Origin of the sequence: Yersinia sp. 2541 StPb PI (genome assembly GCF_052217145.1) — a bacterium.
Taxonomy (GTDB): domain Bacteria; phylum Pseudomonadota; class Gammaproteobacteria; order Enterobacterales; family Enterobacteriaceae; genus Yersinia; species Yersinia enterocolitica_E.
The window spans coordinates 383,518-410,470 of sequence record NZ_JAZGQB010000001.1 but is presented as its reverse complement, the minus strand read 5'-3'; the positions used below and the strand labels follow the sequence as shown (position 1 = coordinate 410,470).

Below are 26,953 nucleotides of genomic sequence, written 5' to 3'. Positions count from 1 at the left end.
GTTGTATCCCTCAATTCTTAAGCCTTACGATTCTGTAATGCGATAAAGAGGATCAGCACCCCACCCCATAACGCCATGGTCAGGTAGCTACTCACCCCCAGCAAATTCAGGCCACTTTCCAATAGTTGCAGTACCACCAGCGCCAGGATCAAGCCGATGATGCGACCAAAGCCGCCATCCGGGTTAATGCCACCCAATACCGATGCCAGAATGGTGACTAATAGATAGGATTCGCCGTAACCGGCTTTGGCCGAGTTAAATTTCGCCATCATCAGGATAGCCGCCCCCCATCCTAATATGGCTGACAGGATATAGACCGCGACCTGTACCCGATGGGTATTCACGCCACTAAAACGGGTGGCCTGCTCATTGGAGCCGACCAGATAGATGCTACGCCCCAAGGTCGTGTGTTCCAAAAGCACCCACAGCCCAGTGGAGACCAGTAAAAACAAGATCATCGCGACTGGAATACCGGCGATATCACCACTGCCAATGTATTGAATCACCGGTGGGAAATCAGAGATCACGTCACCGTTGGACAATAAAATATTCAGGCCGGTAATCAATGTCATGGTGCCCAACGTCGCCAGAATTGGCGACACCCCGACCACTGAAATCAGTAAGCCATTCAACGCACCAATCACCACCGCCACCAGCAAGCCAGCAACTAATGCCAGTAACAGGAACAGCGGCTGATCAGGGTGGCTGACAATGATGGCAGCCATGACTAATGAGCAAGCGTTCGCTCCGGCAATAATGGATAAGTTAATACCGCCGGTCAGCATGGTCAGCCCCATCCCCAGCGCCAGCATGCCTAAAATCGGCAACTGCGAGGAAATAGACTGGAAGTTACCCAAGCTGAAGAAGCGTTGACCCAAGGTCAATGAGAAGGCCAACATCACTGCCACCAGAATCAATAATTGCAGGCGGATAATGCGGTCGTTAGGAATAGTTCGGTTTAGCCAGGTCATATCAGTGCTCCCTCAGCAATTTGCGTTTTTCATTCCATGCGGTGGTACTGATACTCACCAAAATGATTGCGCCGCTGAAAACCGTATGCCAGTAAGAGGAGACACTCAGCAGCGTCAGACCGTTTTGCAAAAATGCCAGCAACATCACGCCGAGCACGGTGCCACTGAGGGATCCACGGCCCCCCGTCATACTGGTGCCACCCAAGACCACGGCGGCCAGCACGGTCAGCTCAAACCCCATCAATGAGTTAGGTGCCACTGACTGGGAAATCTGCGCCTGTACCACCGCCGCCACCCCCGCCAGCATGCCCATGTAGCCATAGACGTAGAGGTGCAAACGCAGAATATTAATGCCCAGGCGGGAAGCCGCATCCTTATTGCTGCCCATGGCAAAGATCTGCCGCCCAAGACGGGTGTAGTTCATCAATACACCGGTGAAAATGATGGTCGCCGCCAGGCAGAACAGCGGTAGTGTCAAGCCATAGTCATAGCCGTCACTGCCGGTAAACGAGAACCAGTTAATCCCGGTCATAAACCAGTCAGGGAAGCCGTACAACCAGGTACCGTTGGTGAAATAAACCAGCAGGCCATAGAACAGATTCAGTGTGGCAATGGTGATAATTATCGCTGGGACTTTCAACCAATACACCAGCAACCCATTGATCAGCCCCAGCACTAAACCAACTGACATGGCCAGAACAAACGCTAGCGCGAAGCTGCCGCCATGGGTAATCACCCACGACGCCATGACATATTGCGCAATAGCCGTTACCGCCGGAAAGGAGATATCAATACCACCGGCAATCAGCACCACAAACAGGCCACAGGCCAGAATACCCAAAATGGCATAACTGGTGGCGACATCGGTCAGATTCCCTAAGGTCAGGAACTCCGGGCTTTTTACACTCAGTCCGATGACTAACAGTAATACCAATAGCCCAAGATAAAACTCATGTCGCCCCGTCAGTTGCCGCAGTTTTAGCTTATCCATTGACCACCTCGGCTACCTGTTGTTCGGTGCACTGATGCGGGTAAAACTCGGCCACCAGTTCACCTTTGCGCATCACTAATATCCGGTGACTGTTGTAGTAAGCCTCCGGGATCTCGTCACAAATCATCAATACCGCCATCCCCTGCTCTGCCAAGGCTTTGGCAATATGGTAAATCCCTTCTTTGTTGGCGATATCTACGCCGACGGTCGGAGAATCGAGGATCAAAATACGCGGTTGCGTCGCTACCCATTTAGCAATAGCGATGCGCTGCGCATTACCGCCCGATAACGTTTTGACCGGCAGGGCGGTATCGGACACTTTGATGTTCAGATCTTGCACCAGTTTTTTCACCAGCGCTGCGGCTTTGGCATGATCCAACAACCCACTGCGGGTATGTAATTTGTCAAAAACGGACACGATGGTGTTGTCATAGATCGATTGCTCCATGATCAATCCCTGTGTCAGGCGATCTTCAGAGACATAACCGATCCCGTGGCGGATCGCATCACGGTTGTTACGGAAATGCACTTGTTCACCGGCGACCCACACCTCGCCACTATCGGGTTGGGTCATGCCAAACAGGCTCAGACACAGTTCAGTACGCCCCGCCCCCAGTAACCCGGTGATCGACACAATTTCGCCCTGATGTAGGGTCAAATCGATGTTACGAAACTGCTCGCCACGACTCAGTTTTTTGATTTCCAGCAACGGCGTGGCTTCTGCCGCCAGTGGCGGTAACTGGCTGTAGGTAAAGCGCTGGCCGGTCATTAGGAACGCCAGCTCATGGCTGTCCAGTTCGCTGGCCGGCCAGGTACCAATGAGTTGGCCATCGCGCATGACACTGATTCTGTCGGCCACTTCCATCACTTCATCCAGCCGGTGGCTAACAAACACCACGCAGATACCTTGTGATTTGAGATCACGTACCACGTCCAGCAAGCCTTTCACTTCCTGACTGGTTAGCGAGGCAGTAGGTTCATCCATAATCACCAAGCGGGCATCGGCAGCGATAGCGCGGCAAATCGCCACTAACTGGCGGTCAGCAATAGAGAGTTGTTCAACTTTTTTATCGGGATCAAGGGTGACACCCACTCGCTGCATGGCGGCTAACGCACGCTCACGCATACTTTTACGCTTCACCCAAAAATCACCACCTGGTAGATAACGGTGGACGGCAATATTTTCCGAAACGGTGAGATTAGGGAATAGCGACAAGTCTTGATATATCACCTGCACGCCATAGAAGAATGAGAGTTGCGGCGTAAACTGATGGAACAGCTTGCCGTCTATCAGGATACTTGCGCCTTTCTCTGGCTGATAAACTCCTGAAATCACTTTGATAATGGTGCTCTTGCCGCAGCCGTTCTGGCCTGCCAGACAGTGCACTTCTCCTTTATTCAGTGTGAGATTCACCTGATCCAGCGCCAGCACGCCGGGGAATCGCTTACTGATATTTTCAAGAGTGATAAATGCGTTGGCCTGAGTCATGACAATACCTTCCCTAACGCCATAAGCATGGCGCTATTTTTACAGCAATTCGGTGATGATGGTGAGGGCAACGGGGATGCTCTCCCGCTGCCTGATTTACTGCCAAGCACGGCTCGTTAGCCGGTAATTCCCTGGTGTGGCGTCTGAAAATCAGAAACCTAATGTTTTCGCATTATCTTTAGTGACTTCAAGGATCTTGTTGAAACGGATCACGCCTTTCTCGCTATCCACATCGGCTTTACCCAAGCCTTCGATGGTCAAGTCTGGCGTGATTTTTTGGCCTTTCAGTAATTGATCTGCAATCTGCACCACAGCAAAACCGGCGTCTTTTGGATCCCACAACAGGGCTTTTTTGATATCACCACGCATCAGGTATGGCGCTGCCTGTGCAGGCATAGCGATACCCACTACCGCGATTTGATCTTTCGCGCGTTTCTTAGCCACTGCTTGACCGGCACCAATTGGCCCCAGTGAACCAAAACCAATGATCCCTTTCATTTTCGGATAGGTTTTCATCAGATCCAGAGTGGTGGAGTAAGACTTATCAATGTTCTCAGCCACTGGCAGGCGTGGAGTGACTTCGAACATATCGGGGTATTTTTCTTTCTGGTATTTGATAGCATAATCCGCCCAAGCGTTATGCAATGGCACAGTCAGGGAACCCACATAAATCGCATAACCCCCTTTGCCCCCCATGGCTTTCGCCAGTTCGTCCATGTTGGCCTGAGCATATTTTTCACTATCGATGGTCTCAACATCCCACTGCCCGATACGTTGATCAGGAGATTCGTGAGTTAACACCACAATGCCTTTCTCTTGCGCTTTTTTCAGTACTGGTTCCAGCACTTTGGCATCGTTCGGCACCACAATGATGGCATCTACATTTTTGGCAATAAGGTCTTCAATGACTTTAACTTGTTGCGCCGGGTCTGGCGTGGCAGGCCCAACCTGATAAGCATTAACATCCAGTTTTTTTGCTGCTTCATTTACGCCAACTTCCATACGGGTAAACCAAGGAATACCGGTAACCTTCGCGACAACAGCAATTTCATATTTTTTCTCTGCCATCGTTTGCGTAGTGAACAGCATGCATGCGGAAACGACACATGCATTCAGTAATGCGAGATTAAGTTTCATAGCAATACCTTCTTGTTTTCTTTCAGATAACGGGTTGGTTGCGAGGTGAGAAGCCCGTAGTGTGACACCGTGACTGTTTTATTTTCATGTGACTGCTTTTCACACACATGAGATTAACAAAGGAACACAATAGGCTGCGCGACGAGTCAGAGTGAATTGTGATGAAAGCCCAAAAAAGTAAAATTTAATGATTTATTATGTTAATAATTGGTTAATTAAATATAAGAAAGAATAAATGTGATCAAATACAAAGATAATAAACACAAATAAACATCAAATTAATAACATTAAAAACACAAATTGAATTTATAACTCCCTCTGTGGCACGTCAATAACCCAAAAATAGAACAACGGTAACAATAATTAATCGAAATTGAGATGAGTCTCCCATTTTCCAGCCAGTTGACTTATTTTTCCTCGATTCTAAGGCACCATTTTCTGCGATATGCCGAACAGTAACGCAGTTTATATCGCGATAATTCCGCCAGCACATCTAGCGTTGATCTTTTTCTTTCATTTATCGCGAATATGGTATAATCCTCTGAAAGCCCCCATCGCTTATAGATAGCCTGCCTTCATGACCATCCCCTACGCGACCCCGCTTTTAATGTAAAAATTATGTCAATTGTCGTATTCACCAAAACGATAGTTGACCACCGGTGTCTGAAGAAATGTATCGCTATCGAGTTACATCCATATGCGTTACAAACCCGCACTTAACGCATAACGATAGAGTTCATATGATAAAGCCGCAGAAATTCCATATCTCACTGCTCCACCCGCGCTACTGGCTGACCTGGTTTGGCCTGGGGGTATTATTTCTGTTAGTCCAACTCCCCTACCCGCTGTTAAACAAGTTAGGAATTTGGTTGGGGCGTACCTCAATGCGCTTCCTGAAACGGCGGGTATCTATCGCCCGGCGTAATCTGGAACTTTGTTTCCCTGATATGGATAAGCAGACTCTTGAACGGACTATCGTCGGTAATTTTGAATCCTTAGGCATGGGGTTGCTGGAAACCGGCATGGCCTGGTTTTGGCCCGATGCGCGCATTAAGCGCTGGTTTACCGTGACGGGTCTGGATAACCTGAAAAAAGCGCAGCAAGGACAGCGCGGCGTACTGGTGATTGGCGTCCATTTTATGTCGCTGGAACTTGGCGGCCGCGTAATGGGGCAATGTCAGCCAATGATGGCGATGTACCGCCCGCATAACAATAAAGTGATGGAATTGGTGCAGACCTGGGGCCGTATGCGCTCGAATAAGGCCATGCTGGACCGTAAAGATCTTCGTGGCATGGTGCAGGCATTGAAAAAAGGTGAGGCTGTGTGGTTTGCACCGGATCAGGATTACGGCCCACGTGGCAGTGTGTTTGCACCACTGTTCGCCGTCAATCAGGCCGCGACCACCAGTGGCACTTTTATGTTGGCCCGGCTAGCCAAACCGGCACTGTTGCCATTGGTTTTACTGCGTAAAACAGATGGTAGCGGCTATGACTTGCTGATCCAGCCAGCATTAGAAGACTATCCGCTTGATGATGAGATAGCGGCCGCCAGCTATATGAACAAAGTTATCGAAAAAGAGATCATGCGCGCACCTGAGCAATATCTGTGGCTACACCGCCGCTTTAAAACCCGCCCAGCCGGTGCGCCATCGCTGTATTAAGCATCAACAAGATCTGTCATAAAAACCCGGCCTATGTCGGGTTTTTTATTAGCTAAAATCCACTCAATATCGCGGAGCTATAACTGCGCTTCAGCTTCATCGGGATCATCTATCGCATCGTCTGGTGTGATAAGCGCACGCCCTGGCAACGTTTTGCATGCAGGCCCACCGGTAGGAGGGGCTGTAGTGGGATAACTCTCCTGCGGCGAGACATAAACTGGCGTGGTTGCCACGAAGCCATCATTGAATGTGGCCTCGATAAAGGTCGCCTGCCAACCGGTAGCTGGCGTGCTAAGTGCAACTTCAAGGGTATTACCCGGGGCCACAGCCAACGGAAATGCGCTATATCTTACATCGCACGCATAGCGGAAATCGCGAGCATCGGGGTTAGCTGCGGTCCATAACAGCACCTTTTCTGGCGTCTCTGACAGACTAACCGTGACGGTTTGCACCTTATCTTTCATTACCAGAGTGGTATTCAACTGCGGCATCGGTGTGGCTTGCCGTAAACGGTTAACAAAGGTGATCAACGACTGTTCGCTAAATGCTTTAATACCGGAGTGACTAGAGTTAGGTGCCACCCGCAACGTTTTATCACCGGGTAATTTGTCATAATAAAAATGCGTATTATCAGGCACGTAGAAATCATCACCACTGGCATTAATAATGTATTTCGCAATACTGAGCCGGGGTTGATACTCGCTCGTCAGGTACTGTAGGGGATCCATAATCTGCATCAGTTTGGCGAAGCCGGGGGTACTCAGTTTCTTATCAATCTCTTCCTGATAGTAGGGGGTGAAGGCTATAGGCCAGTTGCCACCATAAGATTGATACATATGTTCCAATGCGGCGCGGGTATCCAGCAGATCAATCACAAAAGGCACAATAGCCTCCACACGTGAATCCGCAATTGCCGTCAGCCAACTAGTCCAGCCACGCTTGGATAAACCAGTGACAATAAAACTGTCTAAGGCTTTTTCCGGCAAGGCTTGTTGCGCCATGGTCATCGCCTGAGAAATCGCCGCCACCATCGGGACATGTAGCGGTAATATTGAACGGGCTTCTGGAGCATCTATAAATAAAGTCCAACTACGTGCAACACTATAATCTTCCTTACGCGGATTCCCATCTTGTTGATATTCAAGGTACTGATTGGGAATGGTGCTAATGGCAATCACCACCGTGTCAGTCGAGCGGGCAATATTTTGCAAGGTCTCGATAGCAAAATCACTAGGACCGGAGGGAGGAATGGTTTCAGTACCATAGTTGGTACCATTATTGATGACCACCAGCGCCTTGGTGGACGTGCTATTTTCGGGAATAAAGATCTCCACTTCATGCTGCCATGCAGCAGGGGAGACCAAGCTCTCCGGCGACCAATTCTGCGAGGTCAGTTGGTAACGGCGCCACTCCAACCCCGGCAGGTTTTCCTGACTGAGCAAGTTATAGATAAGTGGCTCTGCGGCCAGCTTTTCTCTGTAACAAGACAGAACCTGAGTAAAATCGGTATCACTGCATTTTGCAGTTTCAATATTCACCTGTGCCAGACAACTGGCGGTAAACAGCAATGGCAGCCCGCACATCAGGGCGGTTAAATAACGAGGCATAATCCTTATCCTTCTCTCTAATGTGTTTACGTTAAAACACTCCCAAGAGGATTAGATAACGGATCAGAGATTTAAAAAATCCGAATTTCACCTGTCTATGCCGCTTTTTATGTTATTACATTGACGAAATGTATACCTCAGTCTGGTTCAATTACTCTTACCTCTCGTTCATCGCTGTATATAAGAATTTTCTGCACTAAAAAGTATCAATCCGCCGTTAAATGCGCCATTTAAGTGCATCCTACCCGGTCAGAAATTACCTACAAAGAGTTAACGCTAAGTAATTACTCATATCATCAATGAAATGCAACTCTGGCATCCCATTTGCTAATACCAAACTGGCTACACGCCAACAGACAGCGACGGTGCATCACTGGTGCGCTACAAAATTAAAATAGGCTCGACTTTGCCTCACAGGACGCTTTCATGAAGAAAATAATGATTTCAACACTGGTTGCCGCCGCCTCATTAGTGGCATTAGCAGGTCAGGCCCACGCGGGCACTACTTTGGATGCGGTGAAGAAAAAAGGTTTTGTACAATGTGGTATCAGTGATGGATTGCCCGGCTTCTCCTATGCAGATGCCAGCGGCAAGTTCTCTGGTCTGGATGTCGATGTCTGCCGTGGCGTAGCTGCTGCCATCTTTGGTGATGCAGAAAAAGTAAAATACACCCCGCTGACCGCAAAAGAGCGTTTTACCGCCCTGCAATCGGGTGAAGTTGATATTTTGTCACGTAACACCACCTGGACTTCATCCCGTGATGCTGGCATGGGGATGTTATTTACCGGAGTGAACTATTACGACGGTATCGGCTTTCTGACCCACAATAAAGCGGGGCTGAAAAGCGCCAAAGAGCTGGACGGGGCGACGGTGTGTATTCAGGCCGGTACAGATACTGAGTTGAACGTCGCAGATTACTTTAAAGCCAATAAAATGCAATACACTCCAGTTACCTTCGACCGTTCTGACGAAAGTGCCAAGGCATTGGATTCCGGCCGCTGTGACACATTGGCCTCTGACCAATCACAACTGTACGCACTGCGTATCAAGTTAGGTAAACCAGACGAATTTATCGTATTACCGGAAGTTATCTCTAAAGAACCACTGGGGCCGGTTGTGCGCCGGGGTGATGAGGACTGGTTCGCCATCGTGCGCTGGACACTGTTTGCCATGTTAAATGCTGAAGAGATGGGTGTGACGTCGAAAAACGTCGAAGCACTGGCAGCAAAACCAACCACACCGGATATGGCACATCTGTTAGGTCAGGAAGGCAACTATGGTAAAGATCTGAAAGTGCCTAACGATTGGGTGGTTAAAATCGTGAAACAAGTGGGTAACTACGGCGAAAGCTTCGACCGTAACGTCGGTTTGGGCAGTGAGCTGAAAATAAAACGCGGCCAGAATGCGCTGTGGAACAATGGCGGTCTCCAGTACGCGCCTCCGGTTCGCTGATTACTGATTACCTCTCCGGCAGGCCCGCCCTGCCGGATGTATTATCCAGACCGAGGCCCACACTATGTCACAACGCCCAACCGTCAAAGGTGTCTTTTCGCTGACCAATCCAGCGGTACGCGCCTGGTTGTATCAAATTATCGCGCTATTGATACTGATCGGATGCGGTGCGTATCTTTTCCATAACACCATTACCAACCTGTCGACCCGGGGCATCACCTCCGGCTTTGCTTTCCTGAATAACAGCGCCGGTTTTGGTATTGTTCAGCATCTTATCGATTATGAGCAAGGTGATACCTACGGCCGGGTGTTTTTGGTCGGGTTATTCAATACCTTGCTGGTATCAGTATTATGTATTTTCTTTGCGTCGATCCTCGGGTTCTTCCTTGGGCTGGCGCGTTTATCTGATAACTGGCTGTTACGCAAACTGTCCACTATCTATATCGAGACATTCCGTAATATCCCGCCCTTGCTGCAAATCTTCTTCTGGTATTTCGCGGTATTACGCAATCTACCAGGGCCACGACAGAGTCTGGATGCCTTCGGTGTGGCTTTTCTCAGCAACCGTGGCTTGTATCTACCATCACCGGAGTTTGCTGCCGGTTTTATACCCGCCATACTCGCTGTGCTGCTGGCCGTTGTTATCACCGTGGCGCTGTATCGCTATAACCATTTCCGTCAGTTACATACCGGTCAGTTTCACCGCACCTGGCCGATTGCCTTACTACTGTTGATAGCCCTACCAGCAGCGGCCCATTTTCTGTATGGCTCGGCACTGCATTGGGATCTACCGCAGTTACGCGGCTTTAACTTTAAAGGTGGCCTGGTTCTTATCCCTGAATTGGCGGCCTTGACCTTGGCACTGTCGGTTTATACCTCGACCTTTATTGCTGAGGTGATTCGTTCAGGCATTCAGTCCGTGCCCTATGGTCAGCATGAAGCAGCCCGTTCACTGGCGCTGCCCAACACCGTCACCTTGCGCCAAGTTATTCTGCCACAGGCGTTACGAGTCATCATTCCGCCACTCACCAGTCAATACCTGAACATCGTCAAAAACTCCTCACTGGCAGCCGCTATCGGCTATCCAGATATGGTGTCGTTGTTTGCCGGCACAGTGCTGAACCAGACTGGTCAGGCGATAGAAACTATCGCCATTACCATGTCAGTCTATTTGGTTATCAGCCTATCCATTTCATTTTTAATGAATCTCTACAACCGGCGGATCGCGCTGGTAGAGCGCTAAGGGAAGCGAATGACGATGACACTAACCCGTGAACCACCCAGCACAGTACGGCCGGGCAACCCGTTAAGCCGGATGGTGTTTTGGGCGAGAAAGAATTTGTTTTCCAGTTGGACTAATAGTCTGCTGACGCTGCTGTGCCTGTGGCTGATGTGGCAATTGATCCCGCCATTACTGAATTGGACTATTTTTAACGCCAACTGGCTAGGTACATCGCGCACTGATTGTACCCGTGAGGGTGCCTGCTGGGTGTTTATTCATGCGCGCTTTGGCCAATTTATGTATGGCCTTTATCCTATTGAGCAGCGTTGGCGCATCAACACCACCTTGATCATCGGATTGCTGACGCTCATTCCATTATTCTGGCGCGCTATGCCACATCGAGGCCGCTATTTGGCGGTGTGGATGGTAGCGTACCCACTGCTGGTATGGTTGATGTTATATGGCGGTTTCCTCGGGTTAACCCGGGTTGAAACCCGCCAGTGGGGCGGCCTGACACTGACGCTGATCATCGCCGCAGTAGGTATTGCCGGTGCGCTACCGCTGGGGATTTTATTGGCCTTGGCCCGCCGTTCGAGTATGCCAGTGGTGCGTATTCTGTCAGTGGTATTTATTGAGTTCTGGCGCGGGGTGCCGCTAATCACCGTGCTGTTTATGTCCTCGGTGATGTTGCCACTGTTTATGACCGAAGGCACCAGCATCGACAAACTGATCCGTGCCTTGGTCGGGGTGGTGTTGTTCCAATCAGCCTATGTGGCAGAAGTGGTGCGTGGCGGGTTACAGGCCTTGCCCAGAGGACAGACCGAAGCCGCCGAGTCACTGGGGCTGGGCTATTGGAAAACCCAAGGACTGGTTATTTTGCCACAAGCCCTGAAGATGGTGATCCCCGGGTTGGTAAACACCATTATCGCCCTGTTTAAAGATACCAGTCTGGTTATCATCATTGGTCTGTTTGATTTGTTCAGCAGCGTGCAGCAAGCCACCGTCGACCCTGCCTGGTTGGGGATGTCGACCGAAGGCTATGTCTTTGCCGCCGCTGTCTATTGGATTTTCTGTTTCAGCATGTCGCGCTACAGCCAGCATCTGGAAAAGCGCTTTCACACCGGACGTTCCACACATTGAGGCATAACATGAGCGACAATCAGCCAACTCCAGGCGATAAAATGATGATTACGCTGGAAAACGTCAATAAGTGGTACGGGCAGTTCCACGTATTGAAAGATATCAATTTACATGTGCGCCCTGGCGAACGCATCGTACTTTGCGGTCCTTCTGGCTCAGGTAAATCTACCACTATCCGCTGCATCAACCATTTGGAAGAGCATCAGCAGGGGAAAATCATGGTGGATGGCATCGAACTTAACGATGACCTGCGCAATATTGAACGGGTACGTACCGAGGTCGGCATGGTGTTCCAACACTTCAATCTGTTCCCGCACTTAACGGTGATGCAAAACTGCACGCTGGCACCAAGCTGGGTACGTAAGATGCCCAAGAAAGAGGCCGACGAATTGGCAATGCATTATTTAGAACGGGTGCGGATTGCAGAGCACGCCCATAAGTTCCCCGGCCAACTTTCCGGTGGCCAGCAGCAGCGGGTGGCAATCGCCCGTTCGCTGTGTATGAAACCCAAAATCATGCTATTTGATGAACCAACCTCGGCGCTGGACCCTGAGATGGTGAAAGAAGTGCTGGATACCATGATCAGTCTGGCAAATGAAGGCATGACCATGTTGTGTGTAACCCACGAGATGGGTTTTGCCCGCACCGTTGCCGATCGGGTTATTTTTATGGACCGTGGGGAGATAGTGGAACAAGCACCACCCGCCGAATTTTTCTCTAACCCGAAATCAGAGCGCACCCAGGCGTTTCTGGCGCAGGTTATTCATTAACTAATTCATTACGTTGGGTTTTCCATTGAGTACTTGCGGGTGAGGGTATCCTCACCCTTTTTTTGCCTTACTCTGCCACAATATCGTCAAACAGGATTCGGTCACGAGTGATATGCGATTGCGGACACAAGAATATGAACTCGACGTCGGTTTTCGCTGCCAGTTGATGCGCGGTATTAGGGTAGATGCAAAATACAGAACCTTTAGCAAAAACATCTACACGCTTATTTTTTAATTCTCCATCAATGACATCCGCAGTCCAGATAGCACCTTCACCCGAGAGAATAATATACCACTCCTCATCTTGAGCATGACTATGGCAACTCACGCGCTTGCCTTGCTCAACGCGAGTTCCATAAGCCTGCAAACCTTCTTTCTTAAACATTTCTGCAATTGAGATCCCAACGACGGGATCTTCTATAGCATTATCATAATTAAAACCGGATATATTGATCATGTAACACTTCCTTGTGGAAAATAGAGTAAATAATAAACTAGACTGCAAAGGGTAATCGTTATTTAATAACTTAACAACCCCCATTAATACTAAAACATTACCAATCATTAAATAGTAAATTAATTAAATGGTGAAATAATGAAAACTAACTTATTAGATTCACTTAACGTTTTAATTCGCTTTTGGGCACAGAGTTCAGAGCCTTGGGGAGCGAAAGATAATAATTCAATATTTATTTATGCAAATAAAAAATACCATGAATTATTATCCTTACCGGATAAATTCAACGTAGAAGGACGACTCGATGGCGAACTCCCGGCATCAACATCGGAGTTTCAAAATGAATTTCAACAACATGACCGTAAGGTAGAGTTATCGCAAGATCGTATAACGTCAGTTGAAATACATGCATTTGAGGGGCACCCCTATTTTCAACCTTGGTTTTTTGATAAATATCCATTAATTGATGAAAATGGCGTATCTGTAGGAACTATTTTTCATGGTCGAGCGGTAGATAATATGATATTAACTCATTTAAATAAAATAAAAACACCCACATCTCTTGTATTCACACCACCATCTGACTTATTTTCCAGAAGAGAGTGGGAAGTGTTATTTTATCTTCTACATTCATTTTCCCATGTGGATATCGCCAGAAAAATTCATCTATCACCCAGAACCATCAGTAATACCATCCAAAGTCTCTATAGAAAAACAGGGGTTTCCAGCAAACGACAAATCATAGAATACTGCCATGAGAAAAATATCAATAATTATATTCCTCAGAGTTTCTTTGAATACACAGGTTCCTTCCCATTAACATAAAACCAATATCGAGTGACTCGTCCTTAAGGGTTGCTATTACCATAATAGAATATTTTATTGATTAGTGCGGGCCGCAAAGTTGATTCCGTTAGATAAACCGGCCACCGAACGGCAGCCGGATTTAAGAAGCGTTAACCCTCTTTTTCGATCAGTAACGCTTCCAGCAAATCCAAATCGTGCAGCAGTTTTTGCAGCGTTTCATTGCTGATTTTCTGCGTCGCACGCAGGTGATACAGTTCCCCACGCTCGGCTCGTAATGCGGTTAAACGAAAACGCCGCTCCAGATTCTCAACCAGCAAGGTGTTCTCAATTTCATCCTTACTGCCGGTACGCCGTCGCAATGTCCCGATAACTCGTGAACTGATCTCTTTTAGCAACTCCGGGTCAATATTCTCCTCGCTGCTGGCTGCCAGCCGCTCTTCCATTTTATTCAGGCTAACAATTGCCACCTCGGCAGTCGCCGCCCGAGCGAAACGCACTTCTTCACGGCTGGCACTTTTATCTGCTACCACCACACCACGCAGCAATGGCGGCAAAGCAATCACCCCGATAATAACCGACAGCAGAATCACGCCGGTGGCGATAAATACCAACTGGTAACGGGATGGGAAGGCTGAACCATCGCTGAGGAATAACGGAATAGAGAGGACACCGGCAAGAGTAATCGCTCCCCGTACCCCTGCAAACGATGCCACCCACAGTTCACGTGTGGTGTAATTGCCAAACTCCAGTGGCCGTTTGGTCAGGATGCGTTTACTGATTTTCTTCATCGACCATAGCCAGCTAAAGCGCAGTACCAACAACGCACCATAAATAATGGCAACATCCGCGAAGAGGTTCCAGGTTTGAATGGTTGGGTCCAGTTCAGCCTGTATGATTGATGTTTCCAAAATCCCCGGTAATTGCAGCCCCAACAGGATGAACACCATGCCGTTAAACACAAACTCCAGCATCGACCACACGCTGTCGGCACGTAACCGCATCGTCAATGGTGCGTTTCGGATAACCCCGGACTGACTGATGGTCATCCCTGCCGCCACTGCGGCCAGAATGCCGGAGACGCCAATATGCTCAGCAATCAGATAAGAAGCGAATGGCAACAGCAGCAGTAAGACAATTTGTGTTGCCGGATCATCACCACTCCAGCGGCTCATCAGGCGCAGTGACTTACTGTATAGCCAGGTTACCGCCACACCAGCCAGCAGGCCACCAATCGCCACTTTTAGGAACTCAAGTGTGGCACCAGACACGGTAAAGACCATCGTCCCCATTGCCACCGCAATGGCAAACTTTAGCGCAACCAGACCAGAGGCATCATTCATCAACGCCTCCCCTTCTAATACGCCCATAATCGATTTAGGTATGCGCCCTTTCCCCACAATGCCGGATAATGCCACAGCATCGGTTGGCGACAATACCGCCGCCAGTGCAAACGCGGCTACCAGCGGAATACCCGGCACCATCCAGTAAATCAGATAGCCGATACCCACCACGGTGACCAGCACCAATGCCAGCGCCAGACCAAATATCTCCCGCCCATGGTGAATAAACTCTCGTGTCGGTGTTTTCCAGCCGTCGGCAAAGAGCAGCGGTGGAATAAACAGCACCAGGAATAATTCCGGGTCAAAATCGACATGCAAACCAAAGTGGGGAAAGGCCAACAAGGCACCACAGACAATCTGCATCAGAGGAAGGGGGATTTGAAACGGCAACATCCGAGTGACAACGCCGGAAAGCGACACCACCAGAATCAGGATGAGGATTGTAAAAAAAATTTCCATGCTTTCCTTAGACTCAACTCAACACAACTCAATATAAGATTTAACCTCACCCGCCCGTAGACAGGGCCGGAGTTTAGCTTTTGATAGTAGATCACTTTTTTGTTAAACGGGGAAAAAACCTGTAACTGATGGCAGGAAAAAACAAAGAAAATAGGGTTATTAAAAACCGCTGTGGCATCGGGACAGCGTCACCCCGATGCCAGCAAAAACTCATCGCTTAGATTGCCCAGCCACCCGCATAGAATGCCACTAACGCGATAGCGATAATCACGGTACCGATATTCAGTTTACGCCATTCACCGGAACAGATACGGCCAATAACCAGCGAGCTGAAGCCCAACATAATACCGGTGACGATATTACAAGTCAGCACGATAAACACGGCACAAAGCAGGCCAGACATCGCATCAACAAAGTCTTCGAAATCCAGTTTGGAGACGTTGCTCAACATCAGCAACCCTACATACATCAGAGCCGGTGCCGTCGCATAAGCCGGAACCAAATAGGATAGTGGCGACAGGAACAGCATCAGCAGGAACAAAATACCTACCACGGTGGCGGTCAAACCGGTTTTACCACCAGCGGCAGTACCGGCGGCAGATTCGATATAAACCGCAGCAGGCGCAGCGCCCACCAAACCAGCAAAAATGCTGCTAACGGAGTCAGATGTCAGAGCTTTACCGCCGCTGATGATCTGGCCGTCTTTATCCAACAAATTAGCCTGACCCGCTACCGCGCGGATAGTCCCGGTGGCATCAAATACAGCAGTCATCACTAATGCCAATACACTTGGCAGCACCACAGGTTTCAATGCACCCATGATATCAAGGCTGAAAATCAATGAATTACCGTTAGCATCCGCCAGGCTAGGCATCGCAAACAGCCCTTGATAGGTCACACTCGGATCAAAAATCAGGCCGATAACCGAGATGGCGATGATCACCAGCAGAATGCCACCCGGCACTCGCAGTTTTTCCAGACCGAAAATCACCGCCAGCCCTAGCAAAGTCATTATGACCGGGAAAGAGGTAAATGCACCCAGTGCAACCGGTAAACCTTCAATCGGGTTTTTGATAACCAGGCCGACACCGTTTGCTGCAATCAGCAACAGGAACAAGCCGATACCGATACCGGTACCATGTGCCACGCCCATCGGCAAATTACGCAATATCCATGAACGGATACCGGTCACAGAGATAATAGTGAACAGCACCCCCATCAGGAATACTGCCCCCAATGCCACAGGAATACTGATGTGTTGCCCCAGCACCAAGCTGAATGCCGTAAACGCTGTCAGTGATATGGCGCAACCAATCGCCATCGGCAAGTTGGCCCACAACCCCATCAACAAAGAACCAAGACCGGCAACCAGACAGGTTGCCACAAACACCGCTGTTGGTGGGAAACCCGCTTTGCCAAGCATACTTGGTACAACAATGACCGAGTAGACCATGGCGAGAAAGGTTGTCAGGCCAGCCAGCACTTCCTGGCGTACATTACTGCCGCGTTCACTAAGCTTGAAAAATGCATCAAGCGAACCTTTTGGCGTTACTGCCCGGTTCACTTGAGGGTTGGTGCTAGACATGGTTATGTCCCCTGTGTGTCATTTTAAAGTAGTCAGCAAGTCAGGCGCCCTTCCCTACGTAATCGTTTCCGTTTTTGCCGATTAACTCGACAACGCCTCCAACATCTTCATGGTGGAGAAAATAGCAAACGATTAGCTGGAAGCACGCATGACTGAAAAAAATCGAAGAAAAACTACAATAAGCGTCATTGTTGCAGGCAGTTTGGACGCGGCCAGCCGCAAAAACCGGAGCGTACACTCGGTACGTGAGGATTTTTAGCACTGCCCAAGTTCAAAATGGCAAATAAAATAGCCTTATTGTAAGGCAAACGATTATCTAGCTATTCGTAGCGACTAATCAACACCAGATAGCGACATTTATTGCATTTTTTTACATTAATTTGTCGGGGGAGCATTAATTTGACGGGAAACAAAAGTGTGAGTAGCCTCACACTCATTTACTTTGCGTGGCAATGATGCCGAATCATCGGTTATCAGCCTTCCAGTTTGTAGGCTCCGCCCTTCTCAATCGCCTGTTGGTAGGCTGGGCGCTGATGAATGCGCACTAAGAAATCTTGCAGTTTCGGGAACCCCTCAAGACCACCACGGGTGTTGATTGCCTCGATAGGAAAACTCATCTGAATATCCGCCGCGCTGAAATCACTGCCAGCAAACCACTGATTATTCGTCAAATGCTGTTCCAGATAATCGCGGTGAGTAGCAATTTGCTTATTCAGATAACTTTTCTGTACGCCATCACCCAGAGCCTTGGCAACCGGGCGAATAATCCACGGCACAGGCGGCCCACCCAATCGGCTAAAGATAAGTTTCATCACCAGCAATGGCATCAATGAACCTTCGGCATAATGCATCCAGTAACGGAACTGTTGACGATCATAGTGACCGGTGGGCTTAAATAGCCCCTGTGCATCATAGGTTTCCTGTAAATACTCAATAATGGCACCAGACTCCGCCAAGGTGAGATCACCGTCAGTAATCACTGGTGATTTTCCCAATGGATGGATTTTTTTCAATTCTGGTGGTGCCAGTAAGCTGCCGGGGTCGCGCTGATAGCGCTTCAACTCATAAGGAACTTGCAGTTCCTCCAGCATCCACAAGATACGTTGTGAACGTGAATTATTCAGATGGTGAACCGTGACCATGACCAAGCTCCATATGATGAACATAAGAGTATTGATTATAGTGATAAAAGAATTTTTTGGTTTGCAAAGCTGCCAATACCAATTTTAAGAAAGCAAAACAGATATATCGAGGTATAAAAATCTCATCCCTCAGGCGCGACTTAAAACCAACAAAAAGCCCCGCCAAGGCAGGGCTTTATTTTCCTAATCAGCACTGTTGTGCTTAAAAAACAGCGCAATCAGAACGGGATATCATCATCGAAATCCATTGGTGGCTCATTGCCGCCTTGTGGTTGTGCTGCTGGTGCAGACTGGGCCGGACGTGAAGTCTGACCGCCGCTGAACTGGTTACCACCTTGTGGCTGCTGAGGTTGACCCCAACCACCTTGCGCCCCGCCGTCTTGTGGTGCACCACCACCTGCCGGAGCAGCGCCGCCCTGACGGCCACCCAGCATTTGCATGGTGCCGCCCACATTAACCACAACTTCTGTGGTGTATTTCTCAACACCAGCCTGATCTGTCCATTTACGGGTTTGCAGTGCGCCTTCAATATAAACCTGAGAGCCTTTACGCAGATATTCACCCGCCACTTCTGCCAGTTTGCCGAACAACACCACACGGTGCCATTCAGTTTTTTCTTTCTGCTCGCCGGTGGCTTTATCACGCCAGCTTTCGGAAGTGGCCAGGGTGATATTGGCAACAGCTCCGCCGTTTGGCATGTAGCGGACTTCCGGGTCTTGGCCCAAATTCCCGACCAAAATCACTTTGTTTACGCCTCTGCTGGCCATGTGAACTCTCCTGATGAAGTAAATTTTGTACAGTATAAACGAGTAAGTTTAACACGCTAACTGCTAAACGGCACAGTAGATCATAACTGCGAAATGTGTTGCAGTTTTATCATGACATCTGCCTTAATTGCACTCGAATACTGGATATCCATTCAGGTTTTTTTGTGTCATAATTATCCGTTTCGTACTGGCTGTGTCCTTTTTTGACGTTGCAAAATGCGTCTATACATTACTCAAAGTAATTGGAGTTGCAGGTAGGCGGCAAGCGAGCGAGTCCCTATGAGCTTACAGCCAGTAAGTGATTAGGGTGAGTGAACGCAGCCAACAACCCTACGGCTTCAAGTACGAAGAGTAAAAAAGGGCGCGGGAGAGGCTCAGTTTACATCCGGGAAGTGTTTGAATGGATAATATAGAAGTTCGGGGCGCTCGCACCCATAATCTTAAGAATATCAACCTGATTATCCCGCGCGACAAACTGATCGTGGTCACCGGTCTATCGGGTTCAGGCAAATCCTCACTGGCTTTTGATACCTTGTATGCCGAGGGGCAACGCCGTTATGTTGAGTCTCTTTCCGCCTATGCGCGCCAATTTCTATCGCTGATGGAAAAACCGGATGTCGACCATATTGAAGGTCTGTCACCGGCAATCTCCATTGAGCAAAAATCAACTTCGCATAACCCACGCTCGACTGTGGGTACCATCACTGAAATCCATGATTATCTGCGTTTGCTGTTCGCCCGTGTCGGTGAACCACGCTGCCCAGATCACGATGTTACGCTAGCCGCGCAAACCGTCAGTCAGATGGTGGATAACGTCATCAGTCAGCCGGAAGGCCGCCGCTTGATGTTACTGGCTCCGGTGGTAAAAGATCGCAAAGGCGAACATACCAAAACGCTGGAAGGTCTGGCTATGCAGGGCTATATCCGGGCGCGGATCGATGGCGAGGTGTGTGATCTGTCTGATCCACCGAAATTAGAACTGCAAAAAAAACATACCATTGAAGTGGTGGTCGATCGCTTCAAAGTGCGTGAAGATCTGGCTCAGCGTCTGGCTGAATCATTTGAAACGGCACTGGAGCTTTCTGGTGGTACTGCCGTCGTTGCCGATATGGACGACCCTCACGCCGAAGAGTTGCTGTTCTCCGCCAACTTTGCCTGCCCGATTTGCGGCTACAGTATGAGTGAGTTGGAACCACGCCTGTTCTCCTTTAACAACCCGGCGGGGGCCTGCCCAACTTGTGACGGCTTAGGGGTACAGCAGTTCTTTGATCCAGACCGTGTATTACAGAATCCAGAGCTGTCGCTGGCGGGTGGTGCCATCCGTGGTTGGGATCGCCGCAACTTCTATTACTTCCAGATGCTGCGTTCACTGGCAGATCATTATAAGTTTGATATCGAAACGCCATTTAACTCGCTCGATAGCGCGATACAGCACGCCGTTTTATACGGTTCTGGCAAAGATACCATTGAATTCAAATACATTAACGATCGGGGTGATACCACCGTTCGCCGCCACCCATTTGAAGGGGTGTTGCACAATATGGAACGTCGCTATAAAGAGACGGAGTCCAGTGCAGTACGTGAGGAACTGGCCAAATATATTAGCAATCGCTCCTGTGCTTCATGCCACGGTACTCGCTTGCGCCGCGAAGCGCGTTATGTGTTTGTCGAAAACACCACTCTGCCCGAGATTTCTGAACTGAGCATCGGCCACGCACTGACCTTCTTCCAAAACATGAAACTAAGTGGTCAGCGGGCGCAAATTGCTGAGAAAGTGCTGAAAGAGATTGGCGATCGGCTGAAGTTCTTGGTTAACGTCGGGCTGAATTATCTGTCGTTGTCCCGTTCGGCGGAAACACTGTCTGGTGGTGAAGCGCAACGTATCCGTTTGGCCAGTCAAATTGGCGCCGGCTTGGTGGGTGTCATGTATGTACTGGATGAACCGTCCATCGGTTTGCACCAACGTGATAATGAACGGTTGCTGGAAACATTGATTCATCTGCGCAATCTGGGTAACACCGTGATTGTAGTGGAACATGATGAAGACGCTATCCGCGCAGCCGACCATGTGATTGATATTGGCCCGGGTGCGGGTGTGCATGGTGGTGAGGTGGTGGCCGAAGGGACCGTTGAGGCCATCATGGCTGAACCTAAGTCACTGACCGGTCAGTTCCTTAGCGGCAAACGAGAAATCGCCATACCTGCGCAACGCGTGCCGGGGGACCCAACCAAAGTGTTAAAACTGATTGGCGCCAGCGGCAATAACCTGAAAGATGTCACGCTGACACTGCCGGTCGGGCTGTTTAGTTGTATTACCGGGGTTTCTGGCTCAGGTAAGTCAACGCTGATCAACGACACCTTATATTGTATCGCCCAGCGCCAGTTGAACGGCGCGACCAGCAACGAACCGGCGCCATTCCGTGAAATTCAAGGCTTGGAGCATTTCGATAAAGTCATCGATATTGACCAAAGTCCGATTGGCCGGACGCCGCGCTCTAACCCGGCGACTTATACCGGTATCTTTACCCCCATTCGTGAGCTGTTTGCCGGTGTACCAGAATCACGTACCCGTGGTTATACGCCAGGCCGCTTCAGCTTTAACGTCAAAGGGGGCCGTTGTGAGGCCTGCCAGGGCGACGGGGTGATTAAAGTCGAAATGCACTTCCTGCCCGATATCTATGTGCCATGCGACCAGTGTAAAGGTAAGCGTTATAACCGTGAAACGCTGGAAGTAAAATACAAAGGTAAAAGTATCCACGAAGTGCTGGCGATGACTATCGAAGAGGCTCGCGAGTTCTTTGATGCGGTTCCGGCACTGGCGCGTAAGCTGCAAACACTGATGGATGTGGGCCTGTCCTATATCTGTCTGGGGCAATCTGCGACTACGCTGTCGGGTGGTGAAGCGCAACGGGTGAAACTGTCGCGTGAATTATCAAAACGCGGCACCGGTCAGACGCTCTATATTCTGGACGAGCCGACTACCGGTCTGCATTTTGCTGATATTCAGCAACTGCTGGCGGTGTTGCATCAGCTGCGCGATCAGGGCAATACCATTGTGGTCATTGAGCACAATCTGGATGTGATTAAGACTGCTGATTGGATTGTCGATCTGGGGCCAGAAGGCGGTAGTGGCGGTGGCGAGATTCTGGTCGCCGGTACACCAGAAACTGTTGCAGAATGCGCCGCGTCACATACCGCACGCTTCCTCAAGCCAATGCTGCAACGTAAGTAGAGCATCAATTAATCTATCAGCATCCAAAATCATTGGAGCTGCAGGTTGGCAACCCGTGAACAACAAATCAGCCAGGCCCAAGGATGGGCCAAATAATGAACCAGGCTAACAACCCTGCAACTCCAAGTACCAAGGGGGTATCAAACAGCCAGCTCCTGTCGCCTATGTTCCGGTAACCCCTGCAATACCAATTGATAAGAGCGGTCAATTAACGAGTAAAATTGTGAGTTCGGTAATTGTCCATCCAGAAACACCGTGTTCCAGTGCGCTTTATTCAAGTGTTCACTCGGCACGATCTCCGGATGTTGCTCTCGCAAACTCTCCGCCAACTCAGGGCTGGTTTTTACCGAAATAGAGGGCCGCCCACCAATTTCACCCACCATCGCAAACATCACATCGGCTACTTTAATCTGATTGGTCTGCCATTCCTCATGATCACTCTGCTCTGCCCCCGGTTTAGACATGCAGTATTCCAATAATGCTGAATTATTCATTGGGTTATCTCCTGTAATGGGCCAGTGCCGTCTAGCGAAAGGGCCTCATAGCGTATTCATTCCATCGGATACAGCAACATGCTGAAGTATTAGCTTGCACTTATAACAGAAGATTTACTGTGAGCGATGAATGATCATTGGGCATGGGTCTGCCACCTTATTTAGTATATTCTTTAATCGATTTACAGCCATTGGCGGAGGGCTAACCAGACAGGTTATGTAGATAAGTGACGGAAAGATGGTGGAAAAAATAAAGCAAAAAGGCGATATTTCTATCGCCTTAAACAGTTCGTCGTGTTAGATAACGCGATAACTAATTACTGTACTGCCGCAAACGCAGCCGCTACTCGCTGAACATTACTGTGGTTGACACCTGCCATACACATCCTGCCGCTGGCAATCAGATACACGCCAAACTCGTCACGCAGACGATCCACTTGTGCAGCACTAAAACCGGTATAGCTGAACATGCCACGCTGTTGCATTAAGTAATCAAAATTGCGATTGGGTAGTGCTGCCTTCAAGGCTTCCACCAACGTGCTGCGCATTTCAATAATACGCCGACGCATCTGCTCCACTTCAGCCTGCCATTGCGCCCGTAACTCGCTGTCATGCAGTACTTTTGAAACAACCTGTGCACCAAAGTTTGGCGGGCTGGAATAGTTACGCCGCACCGTGGCTTTCAGTTGCCCCAATACCCGACCAGCAGCTTCTTCACTTTCACATACCACGGAAAGGCCACCGACCCGTTCGTTATACAGAGAGAAGATTTTAGAGAAGGAGTTACTGACCAGACAGGGTAATTCCGCTGCCGCCATGGCTCGAATCGCATAAGCATCTTCATTCAGCCCAGCACCAAAACCCTGATAGGCAATATCCAGGAACGGGATCAGATCCCGGTCTTTAGCCACGCCAATAACCTGATCCCACTGTGCATTCGTCAGATCAGATCCAGTTGGGTTATGGCAGCAAGGATGGAGCAAAACAATGCTTCTGGCTGGTAACTGCTGCAACGTTGCCAGCATTTGATCGAATTTTACGCCCAGCTTGTCATTATCAAAGTACGGGTAGGTATTCACCTTAAACCCTGCGCCACTGAAAATAGCGACATGGTTTTCCCACGTAGGGTCACTGACCCACACCTGAGAATCTGGGAAATAGGAATGAAGGAAATCAGCACCCACTTTCAATGCACCGGAGCCACCAACAGTTTGGATAGTCGCTACTCGTTGCTGAGCCAGCATAGGGTGATCGCTGCCGAATAGTAGCTGCTGAATAGCAGTACGATAAGATTGCAGACCTTCCATCGGCAAGTAAACCGGTGTCCCATGTGGCTGAGCATTCAATTGGGTTTCAGCGGTATCCACTGCCTGCATTTGCGGGATCTCACCCTGCTCATTGTAATAAAGCCCGATACTCAGATTCACTTTATGTGCTCGGCTATCGGCTTTAAAACTCTCCATCAATGACAGGATCGGGTCACCTGCATAGGCATCAACATTTTGGAACACGGCGCTGCTCTCCTAGATTGATAATAATTGTCTATACCTTGATTAGTCAGCTTACCTTATTCCCCTAAATATTCCATCGCTACACGGGAGGTCAGCTTGGTGATCAATTCATAGGCACTGATACCGGTGTAAGCTGCGATCTTCTCAACCGGTAAATCCGCCCCCCACAACAGCACTTCATCACCGACTTTGTCGCTGCTATCTGGCCCAAGATCAACTGAAATCATGTCCATCGATACCCGCCCCACAATGTGCACTTCGCGGCCATTGACCCACATCGGCGTACCCGATGGTGCGCTGCGCGGATAACCGTCACCGTAGCCAATCGCCACCACACCCAGGCGCGTATCACGTTCACTGACCCAAGTTCCGCCGTAGCCCACGGGCTCACCGGCTTTATGTTCACGTACAGCAATCAGGCTGGATTTTAATGCCATCGCTGGCAGTAGACCAAAATGGCTGGCATAAGGTTCATCCAGCGGCGAAACGCCATACAGTATGATACCGGGACGAACCCAATCACGATGCGCTTGCGGCCACAGCAAAATACCGCCAGATGCAGCAATAGACTGTTTACCCGGTTTGCCAATAGCAAAGGCGTCAAAACACGCCAGTTGCTGGCGGGTAGTATCCACCTCAGGTTCGTCGGCACGACTGAAGTGGCTCATAATATTAACTGGCTGACTAACGTTGCCACAAGCACATAGCCGCTGGTAGAAGGCTTCGGCCTGCTCAGGACGGACGCCTAAACGATGCATACCGGTATCGAGCTTCATCCAGACATTGATCGGAGCAGGGAGATTGGCCGCTTCCAGCGCTTCTAATTGTTCAATACTGTGTACTGCGGTTTCAATCCGGTTAGCCACCAGAATAGGCAAGTCCTCTGCGGTAAAAAACCCTTCCAGCAGTAGAATAGGTTTTACAATTCCGCCAGAACGTAGCATCAGAGCTTCGCCGATGCGCGCGACGCCATAGCAATCGGCATCCTGCAAAGTATGTGCTGTTTCTAATAACCCGTGGCCATAAGCGTTTGCTTTCACAACAGCAATCAGGCGGCTTTGTGGCGCCATGCGCCGTACCTGATGCAAGTTATGTCGCAGAGCGCGGCGGTCGATTACTGCTGTTGCCGCTTTCATTTCTTATCCTTAATAATTGATGTTATACCCAAAGAACCTGGTGTTGCAGGTCGCCGGCCAGCGAGGGTTCCGCGTGAGTCATCGCCGCTAACAACCCTGCAGCGTCAAGGACTAAGGGGAAACTATTCGTCGTCGTACTGTGGACCGGCATAGTTATCAAAGCGCGACCATTGACCGTTAAATTTCAGCCGGACAGATCCGATCGGACCGTTACGCTGTTTACCCAAAATAATCTGCGCGATCCCTTTCTCATCACTGTTCTCGTGATACACCTCGTCACGATAGATAAACATGATTAAGTCCGCATCTTGTTCGATAGAGCCGGATTCACGTAAGTCGGAGTTAACGGGCCGTTTATCAGCACGTTGCTCCAAACTACGGTTAAGCTGTGATAACGCCACTACCGGGACTTGCAACTCTTTCGCCAGTGCTTTGAGTGAGCGCGAAATCTCGGCGATTTCCAACGTTCGGTTATCAGAAAGAGACGGCACCCGCATCAATTGCAGGTAGTCGATCATAATCAGACTCAAACCACCATGTTCGCGGAAAATACGCCGCGCGCGGGAGCGCACTTCTGTCGGTGTCAGACCGGATGAGTCATCGATGTACATATTGCGTTTTTCCATCAATATGCCCATGGTGCTGGAAATACGCGCCCAATCCTCATCATCGAGTTGGCCGGTTCGGATACGGGTCTGGTCAACATGTGACAGCGACGCCAGCATACGCATCATGATCTGATCGCCGGGCATCTCCAAACTGAAGATCAATACCGGTTTTTCCTGCATCATCGCGGCGTTTTCACACAAGTTCATCGCAAACGTGGTTTTACCCATTGATGGACGCGCGGCGACAATGATCAAATCTGATTTCTGTAAACCGGCGGTTTTTTTATCAAGGTCGGTAAAGCCGGTTGAAACACCGGTCACCCCATCATGGGGCCGCTGATAAAGTTGCTCAATTCGCGCGACCGTGGCTTCGAGGATTTGATCGACACTTTTCGGCCCTTCATCTTTACTGGCGCGGCTTTCAGCTATCTGAAACACTTTGGATTCAGCCAAATCCAGCAGATCTTCACTGCTACGCCCTTGGGGATCATAACCGGCGTCAGCTATCTCATTAGCGACCGAGATCATTTCACGAACTACCGCACGTTCGCGCACGATATCAGCATAGGCACCAATATTCGCCGCACTTGGGGTGTTTTTCGATAACTCTGCCAGATAGGCAAATCCCCCCACCGAATCCAGATCGCCTTTTTGCTCTAGCGACTCAGACAAGGTGATCAAATCGATAGGTTTGCTGTTTTCCAGCAAACGCTGCATTTCAGTAAAGATTCGGCGGTGCGGGCGGCTGAAGAAGTCATTGCTGGCAACGCGTTCTGACACATTATCCCAGCGTTCATTATCCAGCATCAAACCGCCCAACACGGACTGCTCTGCCTCCAGCGAATGAGGCGGGAGTTTCAGCCCTTCCATCTGGCGGTCTCGTGGCTCTGTCATATTGTTGGTTGGTTTTTTTGCGGCCATGAAGAGTGTTCTTTACCTTTGTTGCGATAGGAAAATATCGAATAGAAAATATAA

At 49.4% G+C, this 26,953-nt stretch carries 21 protein-coding genes; 7 read left to right on the top strand and 14 right to left on the bottom strand.

What is annotated here, in order from left to right; genetic code table 11:
- Positions 1-17: 17 nt before the first annotated feature.
- From V1953_RS01745 to V1953_RS01730, 4 genes are all read right to left on the bottom strand, one after another.
- Entirely contained in the window at positions 18-971 is a 954-nt protein-coding gene (locus V1953_RS01745) for an ABC transporter permease (RefSeq protein WP_442850586.1), read from the bottom strand.
- A 1-nt stretch (position 972) separates the two neighbouring features.
- Entirely contained in the window at positions 973-1,962 is a 990-nt protein-coding gene (locus V1953_RS01740) for an ABC transporter permease (protein ID WP_032907665.1), read from the bottom strand.
- A complete protein-coding gene (locus V1953_RS01735) occupies positions 1,955-3,451 on the bottom strand; it encodes a sugar ABC transporter ATP-binding protein (protein ID WP_050073816.1) in 1,497 nt (498 codons plus the stop codon). Before V1953_RS01735 ends, V1953_RS01740 begins: the two co-directional genes overlap by 8 nt.
- A 150-nt stretch (positions 3,452-3,601) precedes the next feature.
- Positions 3,602-4,588, bottom strand: a complete 987-nt coding sequence (locus tag V1953_RS01730; RefSeq protein WP_005191421.1) for an autoinducer 2 ABC transporter substrate-binding protein — start codon at positions 4,586-4,588, stop codon at positions 3,602-3,604.
- Positions 4,589-5,328: 740 nt separating this feature from the next.
- Here V1953_RS01730 and lpxP point away from each other — a divergent pair.
- Positions 5,329-6,249, top strand: coding sequence for a kdo(2)-lipid IV(A) palmitoleoyltransferase (gene lpxP, locus V1953_RS01725; RefSeq protein WP_083162159.1), 921 nt, complete (start codon positions 5,329-5,331; stop codon positions 6,247-6,249).
- 77 nt (positions 6,250-6,326) lie between these two features.
- Here the strand turns inward: lpxP and V1953_RS01720 are convergent, their stop codons facing one another.
- The gene (locus V1953_RS01720; RefSeq protein WP_442850585.1) at positions 6,327-7,856 is read right to left on the bottom strand and encodes a PhoPQ-activated pathogenicity-related family protein; all 1,530 of its coding nucleotides are present in this window, start codon (positions 7,854-7,856) and stop codon (positions 6,327-6,329) included.
- A gap of 426 nt (positions 7,857-8,282) precedes the next feature.
- Here V1953_RS01720 and V1953_RS01715 point away from each other — a divergent pair, with 426 nt between their 5' ends.
- The 4 genes from V1953_RS01715 to V1953_RS01700 all read left to right on the top strand — a co-directional run bounded on the left by V1953_RS01715 (position 8,283) and on the right by V1953_RS01700 (position 12,440).
- Positions 8,283-9,308 carry an amino acid ABC transporter substrate-binding protein gene (locus tag V1953_RS01715; protein WP_083162157.1) on the top strand — a complete coding sequence of 342 codons (1,026 nt, stop codon included), beginning with the start codon at positions 8,283-8,285 and terminating at the stop codon, positions 9,306-9,308.
- Between the two features lie 64 nt (positions 9,309-9,372).
- Positions 9,373-10,551: an amino acid ABC transporter permease gene (locus V1953_RS01710; protein ID WP_083162155.1), complete on the top strand. Its 1,179-nt coding sequence runs from the start codon at positions 9,373-9,375 to the stop codon at positions 10,549-10,551.
- A gap of 15 nt (positions 10,552-10,566) precedes the next feature.
- Positions 10,567-11,670 (top strand): amino acid ABC transporter permease, encoded by a 1,104-nt coding sequence (locus V1953_RS01705; RefSeq protein WP_420071407.1) that lies wholly within the window; start codon positions 10,567-10,569, stop codon positions 11,668-11,670.
- A gap of 8 nt (positions 11,671-11,678) precedes the next feature.
- Positions 11,679-12,440: an amino acid ABC transporter ATP-binding protein gene (locus tag V1953_RS01700; RefSeq protein ID WP_042568985.1), complete on the top strand. Its 762-nt coding sequence runs from the start codon at positions 11,679-11,681 to the stop codon at positions 12,438-12,440.
- A 67-nt stretch (positions 12,441-12,507) separates the two neighbouring features.
- On the opposite strand, the gene V1953_RS01695 is transcribed toward V1953_RS01700, so the two are convergent.
- Entirely contained in the window at positions 12,508-12,897 is a 390-nt protein-coding gene (locus V1953_RS01695) for a cupin domain-containing protein (protein WP_083162151.1), read from the bottom strand.
- A gap of 138 nt (positions 12,898-13,035) precedes the next feature.
- Between V1953_RS01695 and V1953_RS01690 the strand changes: the two genes are divergently transcribed.
- Positions 13,036-13,722, top strand: a complete 687-nt coding sequence (locus tag V1953_RS01690) for a helix-turn-helix transcriptional regulator (protein ID WP_372569717.1) — start codon at positions 13,036-13,038, stop codon at positions 13,720-13,722.
- Between the two features lie 131 nt (positions 13,723-13,853).
- Here the strand turns inward: V1953_RS01690 and V1953_RS01685 are convergent, their stop codons facing one another.
- The 4 genes from V1953_RS01685 to V1953_RS01670 form a co-directional block, all read right to left on the bottom strand.
- Positions 13,854-15,503, bottom strand: coding sequence for a Na+/H+ antiporter (locus V1953_RS01685; protein ID WP_083162147.1), 1,650 nt, complete (start codon positions 15,501-15,503; stop codon positions 13,854-13,856).
- 217 nt (positions 15,504-15,720) lie between these two features.
- Positions 15,721-17,088 carry an NCS2 family permease gene (locus V1953_RS01680; protein WP_083162145.1) on the bottom strand — a complete coding sequence of 456 codons (1,368 nt, stop codon included), beginning with the start codon at positions 17,086-17,088 and terminating at the stop codon, positions 15,721-15,723.
- 473 nt (positions 17,089-17,561) lie between these two features.
- Positions 17,562-18,230 carry a glutathione S-transferase family protein gene (locus tag V1953_RS01675; RefSeq protein WP_083162143.1) on the bottom strand — a complete coding sequence of 223 codons (669 nt, stop codon included), beginning with the start codon at positions 18,228-18,230 and terminating at the stop codon, positions 17,562-17,564.
- A gap of 218 nt (positions 18,231-18,448) precedes the next feature.
- A complete protein-coding gene (locus tag V1953_RS01670) occupies positions 18,449-18,997 on the bottom strand; it encodes a single-stranded DNA-binding protein (protein ID WP_083162141.1) in 549 nt (182 codons plus the stop codon).
- Positions 18,998-19,397: 400 nt separating this feature from the next.
- Here V1953_RS01670 and uvrA point away from each other — a divergent pair, with 400 nt between their 5' ends.
- A complete protein-coding gene (gene uvrA, locus V1953_RS01665) occupies positions 19,398-22,229 on the top strand; it encodes an excinuclease ABC subunit UvrA (RefSeq protein WP_083162139.1) in 2,832 nt (943 codons plus the stop codon).
- Positions 22,230-22,369: 140 nt separating this feature from the next.
- Here the strand turns inward: uvrA and V1953_RS01660 are convergent, their stop codons facing one another.
- From V1953_RS01660 to dnaB, 4 genes are all read right to left on the bottom strand, one after another.
- Positions 22,370-22,723, bottom strand: a complete 354-nt coding sequence (locus V1953_RS01660) for an MmcQ/YjbR family DNA-binding protein (protein WP_083162137.1) — start codon at positions 22,721-22,723, stop codon at positions 22,370-22,372.
- A gap of 317 nt (positions 22,724-23,040) precedes the next feature.
- Positions 23,041-24,234, bottom strand: a complete 1,194-nt coding sequence (locus V1953_RS01655; RefSeq protein ID WP_083162135.1) for an amino acid aminotransferase — start codon at positions 24,232-24,234, stop codon at positions 23,041-23,043.
- 56 nt (positions 24,235-24,290) lie between these two features.
- Entirely contained in the window at positions 24,291-25,370 is a 1,080-nt protein-coding gene (gene alr, locus V1953_RS01650; protein ID WP_083162133.1) for an alanine racemase, read from the bottom strand.
- A gap of 122 nt (positions 25,371-25,492) precedes the next feature.
- Positions 25,493-26,899, bottom strand: a complete 1,407-nt coding sequence (gene dnaB, locus V1953_RS01645; RefSeq protein ID WP_005191462.1) for a replicative DNA helicase — start codon at positions 26,897-26,899, stop codon at positions 25,493-25,495.
- Positions 26,900-26,953 lie beyond the last annotated feature (54 nt).

Coding starts and splice junctions, on each gene's coding strand:
- alr (WP_083162133.1), bottom strand. CDS start 25,370: ATGAAAGCGGCAACAGCAGTAATCGACCGCCGCGCTCTGCGACATAAC.
- V1953_RS01730 (WP_005191421.1), bottom strand. CDS start 4,588: ATGAAACTTAATCTCGCATTACTGAATGCATGTGTCGTTTCCGCATGC.
- V1953_RS01675 (WP_083162143.1), bottom strand. CDS start 18,230: ATGGTCACGGTTCACCATCTGAATAATTCACGTTCACAACGTATCTTG.
- V1953_RS01710 (WP_083162155.1), top strand. CDS start 9,373: ATGTCACAACGCCCAACCGTCAAAGGTGTCTTTTCGCTGACCAATCCA.
- V1953_RS01660 (WP_083162137.1), bottom strand. CDS start 22,723: ATGAATAATTCAGCATTATTGGAATACTGCATGTCTAAACCGGGGGCA.
- dnaB (WP_005191462.1), bottom strand. CDS start 26,899: ATGGCCGCAAAAAAACCAACCAACAATATGACAGAGCCACGAGACCGC.
- V1953_RS01720 (WP_442850585.1), bottom strand. CDS start 7,856: ATGCCTCGTTATTTAACCGCCCTGATGTGCGGGCTGCCATTGCTGTTT.
- V1953_RS01685 (WP_083162147.1), bottom strand. CDS start 15,503: ATGGAAATTTTTTTTACAATCCTCATCCTGATTCTGGTGGTGTCGCTT.
- V1953_RS01680 (WP_083162145.1), bottom strand. CDS start 17,088: ATGTCTAGCACCAACCCTCAAGTGAACCGGGCAGTAACGCCAAAAGGT.
- V1953_RS01705 (WP_420071407.1), top strand. CDS start 10,567: ATGACACTAACCCGTGAACCACCCAGCACAGTACGGCCGGGCAACCCG.
- V1953_RS01695 (WP_083162151.1), bottom strand. CDS start 12,897: ATGATCAATATATCCGGTTTTAATTATGATAATGCTATAGAAGATCCC.
- V1953_RS01670 (WP_083162141.1), bottom strand. CDS start 18,997: ATGGCCAGCAGAGGCGTAAACAAAGTGATTTTGGTCGGGAATTTGGGC.
- V1953_RS01735 (WP_050073816.1), bottom strand. CDS start 3,451: ATGACTCAGGCCAACGCATTTATCACTCTTGAAAATATCAGTAAGCGA.
- V1953_RS01740 (WP_032907665.1), bottom strand. CDS start 1,962: ATGGATAAGCTAAAACTGCGGCAACTGACGGGGCGACATGAGTTTTAT.
- lpxP (WP_083162159.1), top strand. CDS start 5,329: ATGATAAAGCCGCAGAAATTCCATATCTCACTGCTCCACCCGCGCTAC.
- uvrA (WP_083162139.1), top strand. CDS start 19,398: ATGGATAATATAGAAGTTCGGGGCGCTCGCACCCATAATCTTAAGAAT.
- V1953_RS01715 (WP_083162157.1), top strand. CDS start 8,283: ATGAAGAAAATAATGATTTCAACACTGGTTGCCGCCGCCTCATTAGTG.
- V1953_RS01690 (WP_372569717.1), top strand. CDS start 13,036: ATGAAAACTAACTTATTAGATTCACTTAACGTTTTAATTCGCTTTTGG.
- V1953_RS01700 (WP_042568985.1), top strand. CDS start 11,679: ATGAGCGACAATCAGCCAACTCCAGGCGATAAAATGATGATTACGCTG.
- V1953_RS01745 (WP_442850586.1), bottom strand. CDS start 971: ATGACCTGGCTAAACCGAACTATTCCTAACGACCGCATTATCCGCCTG.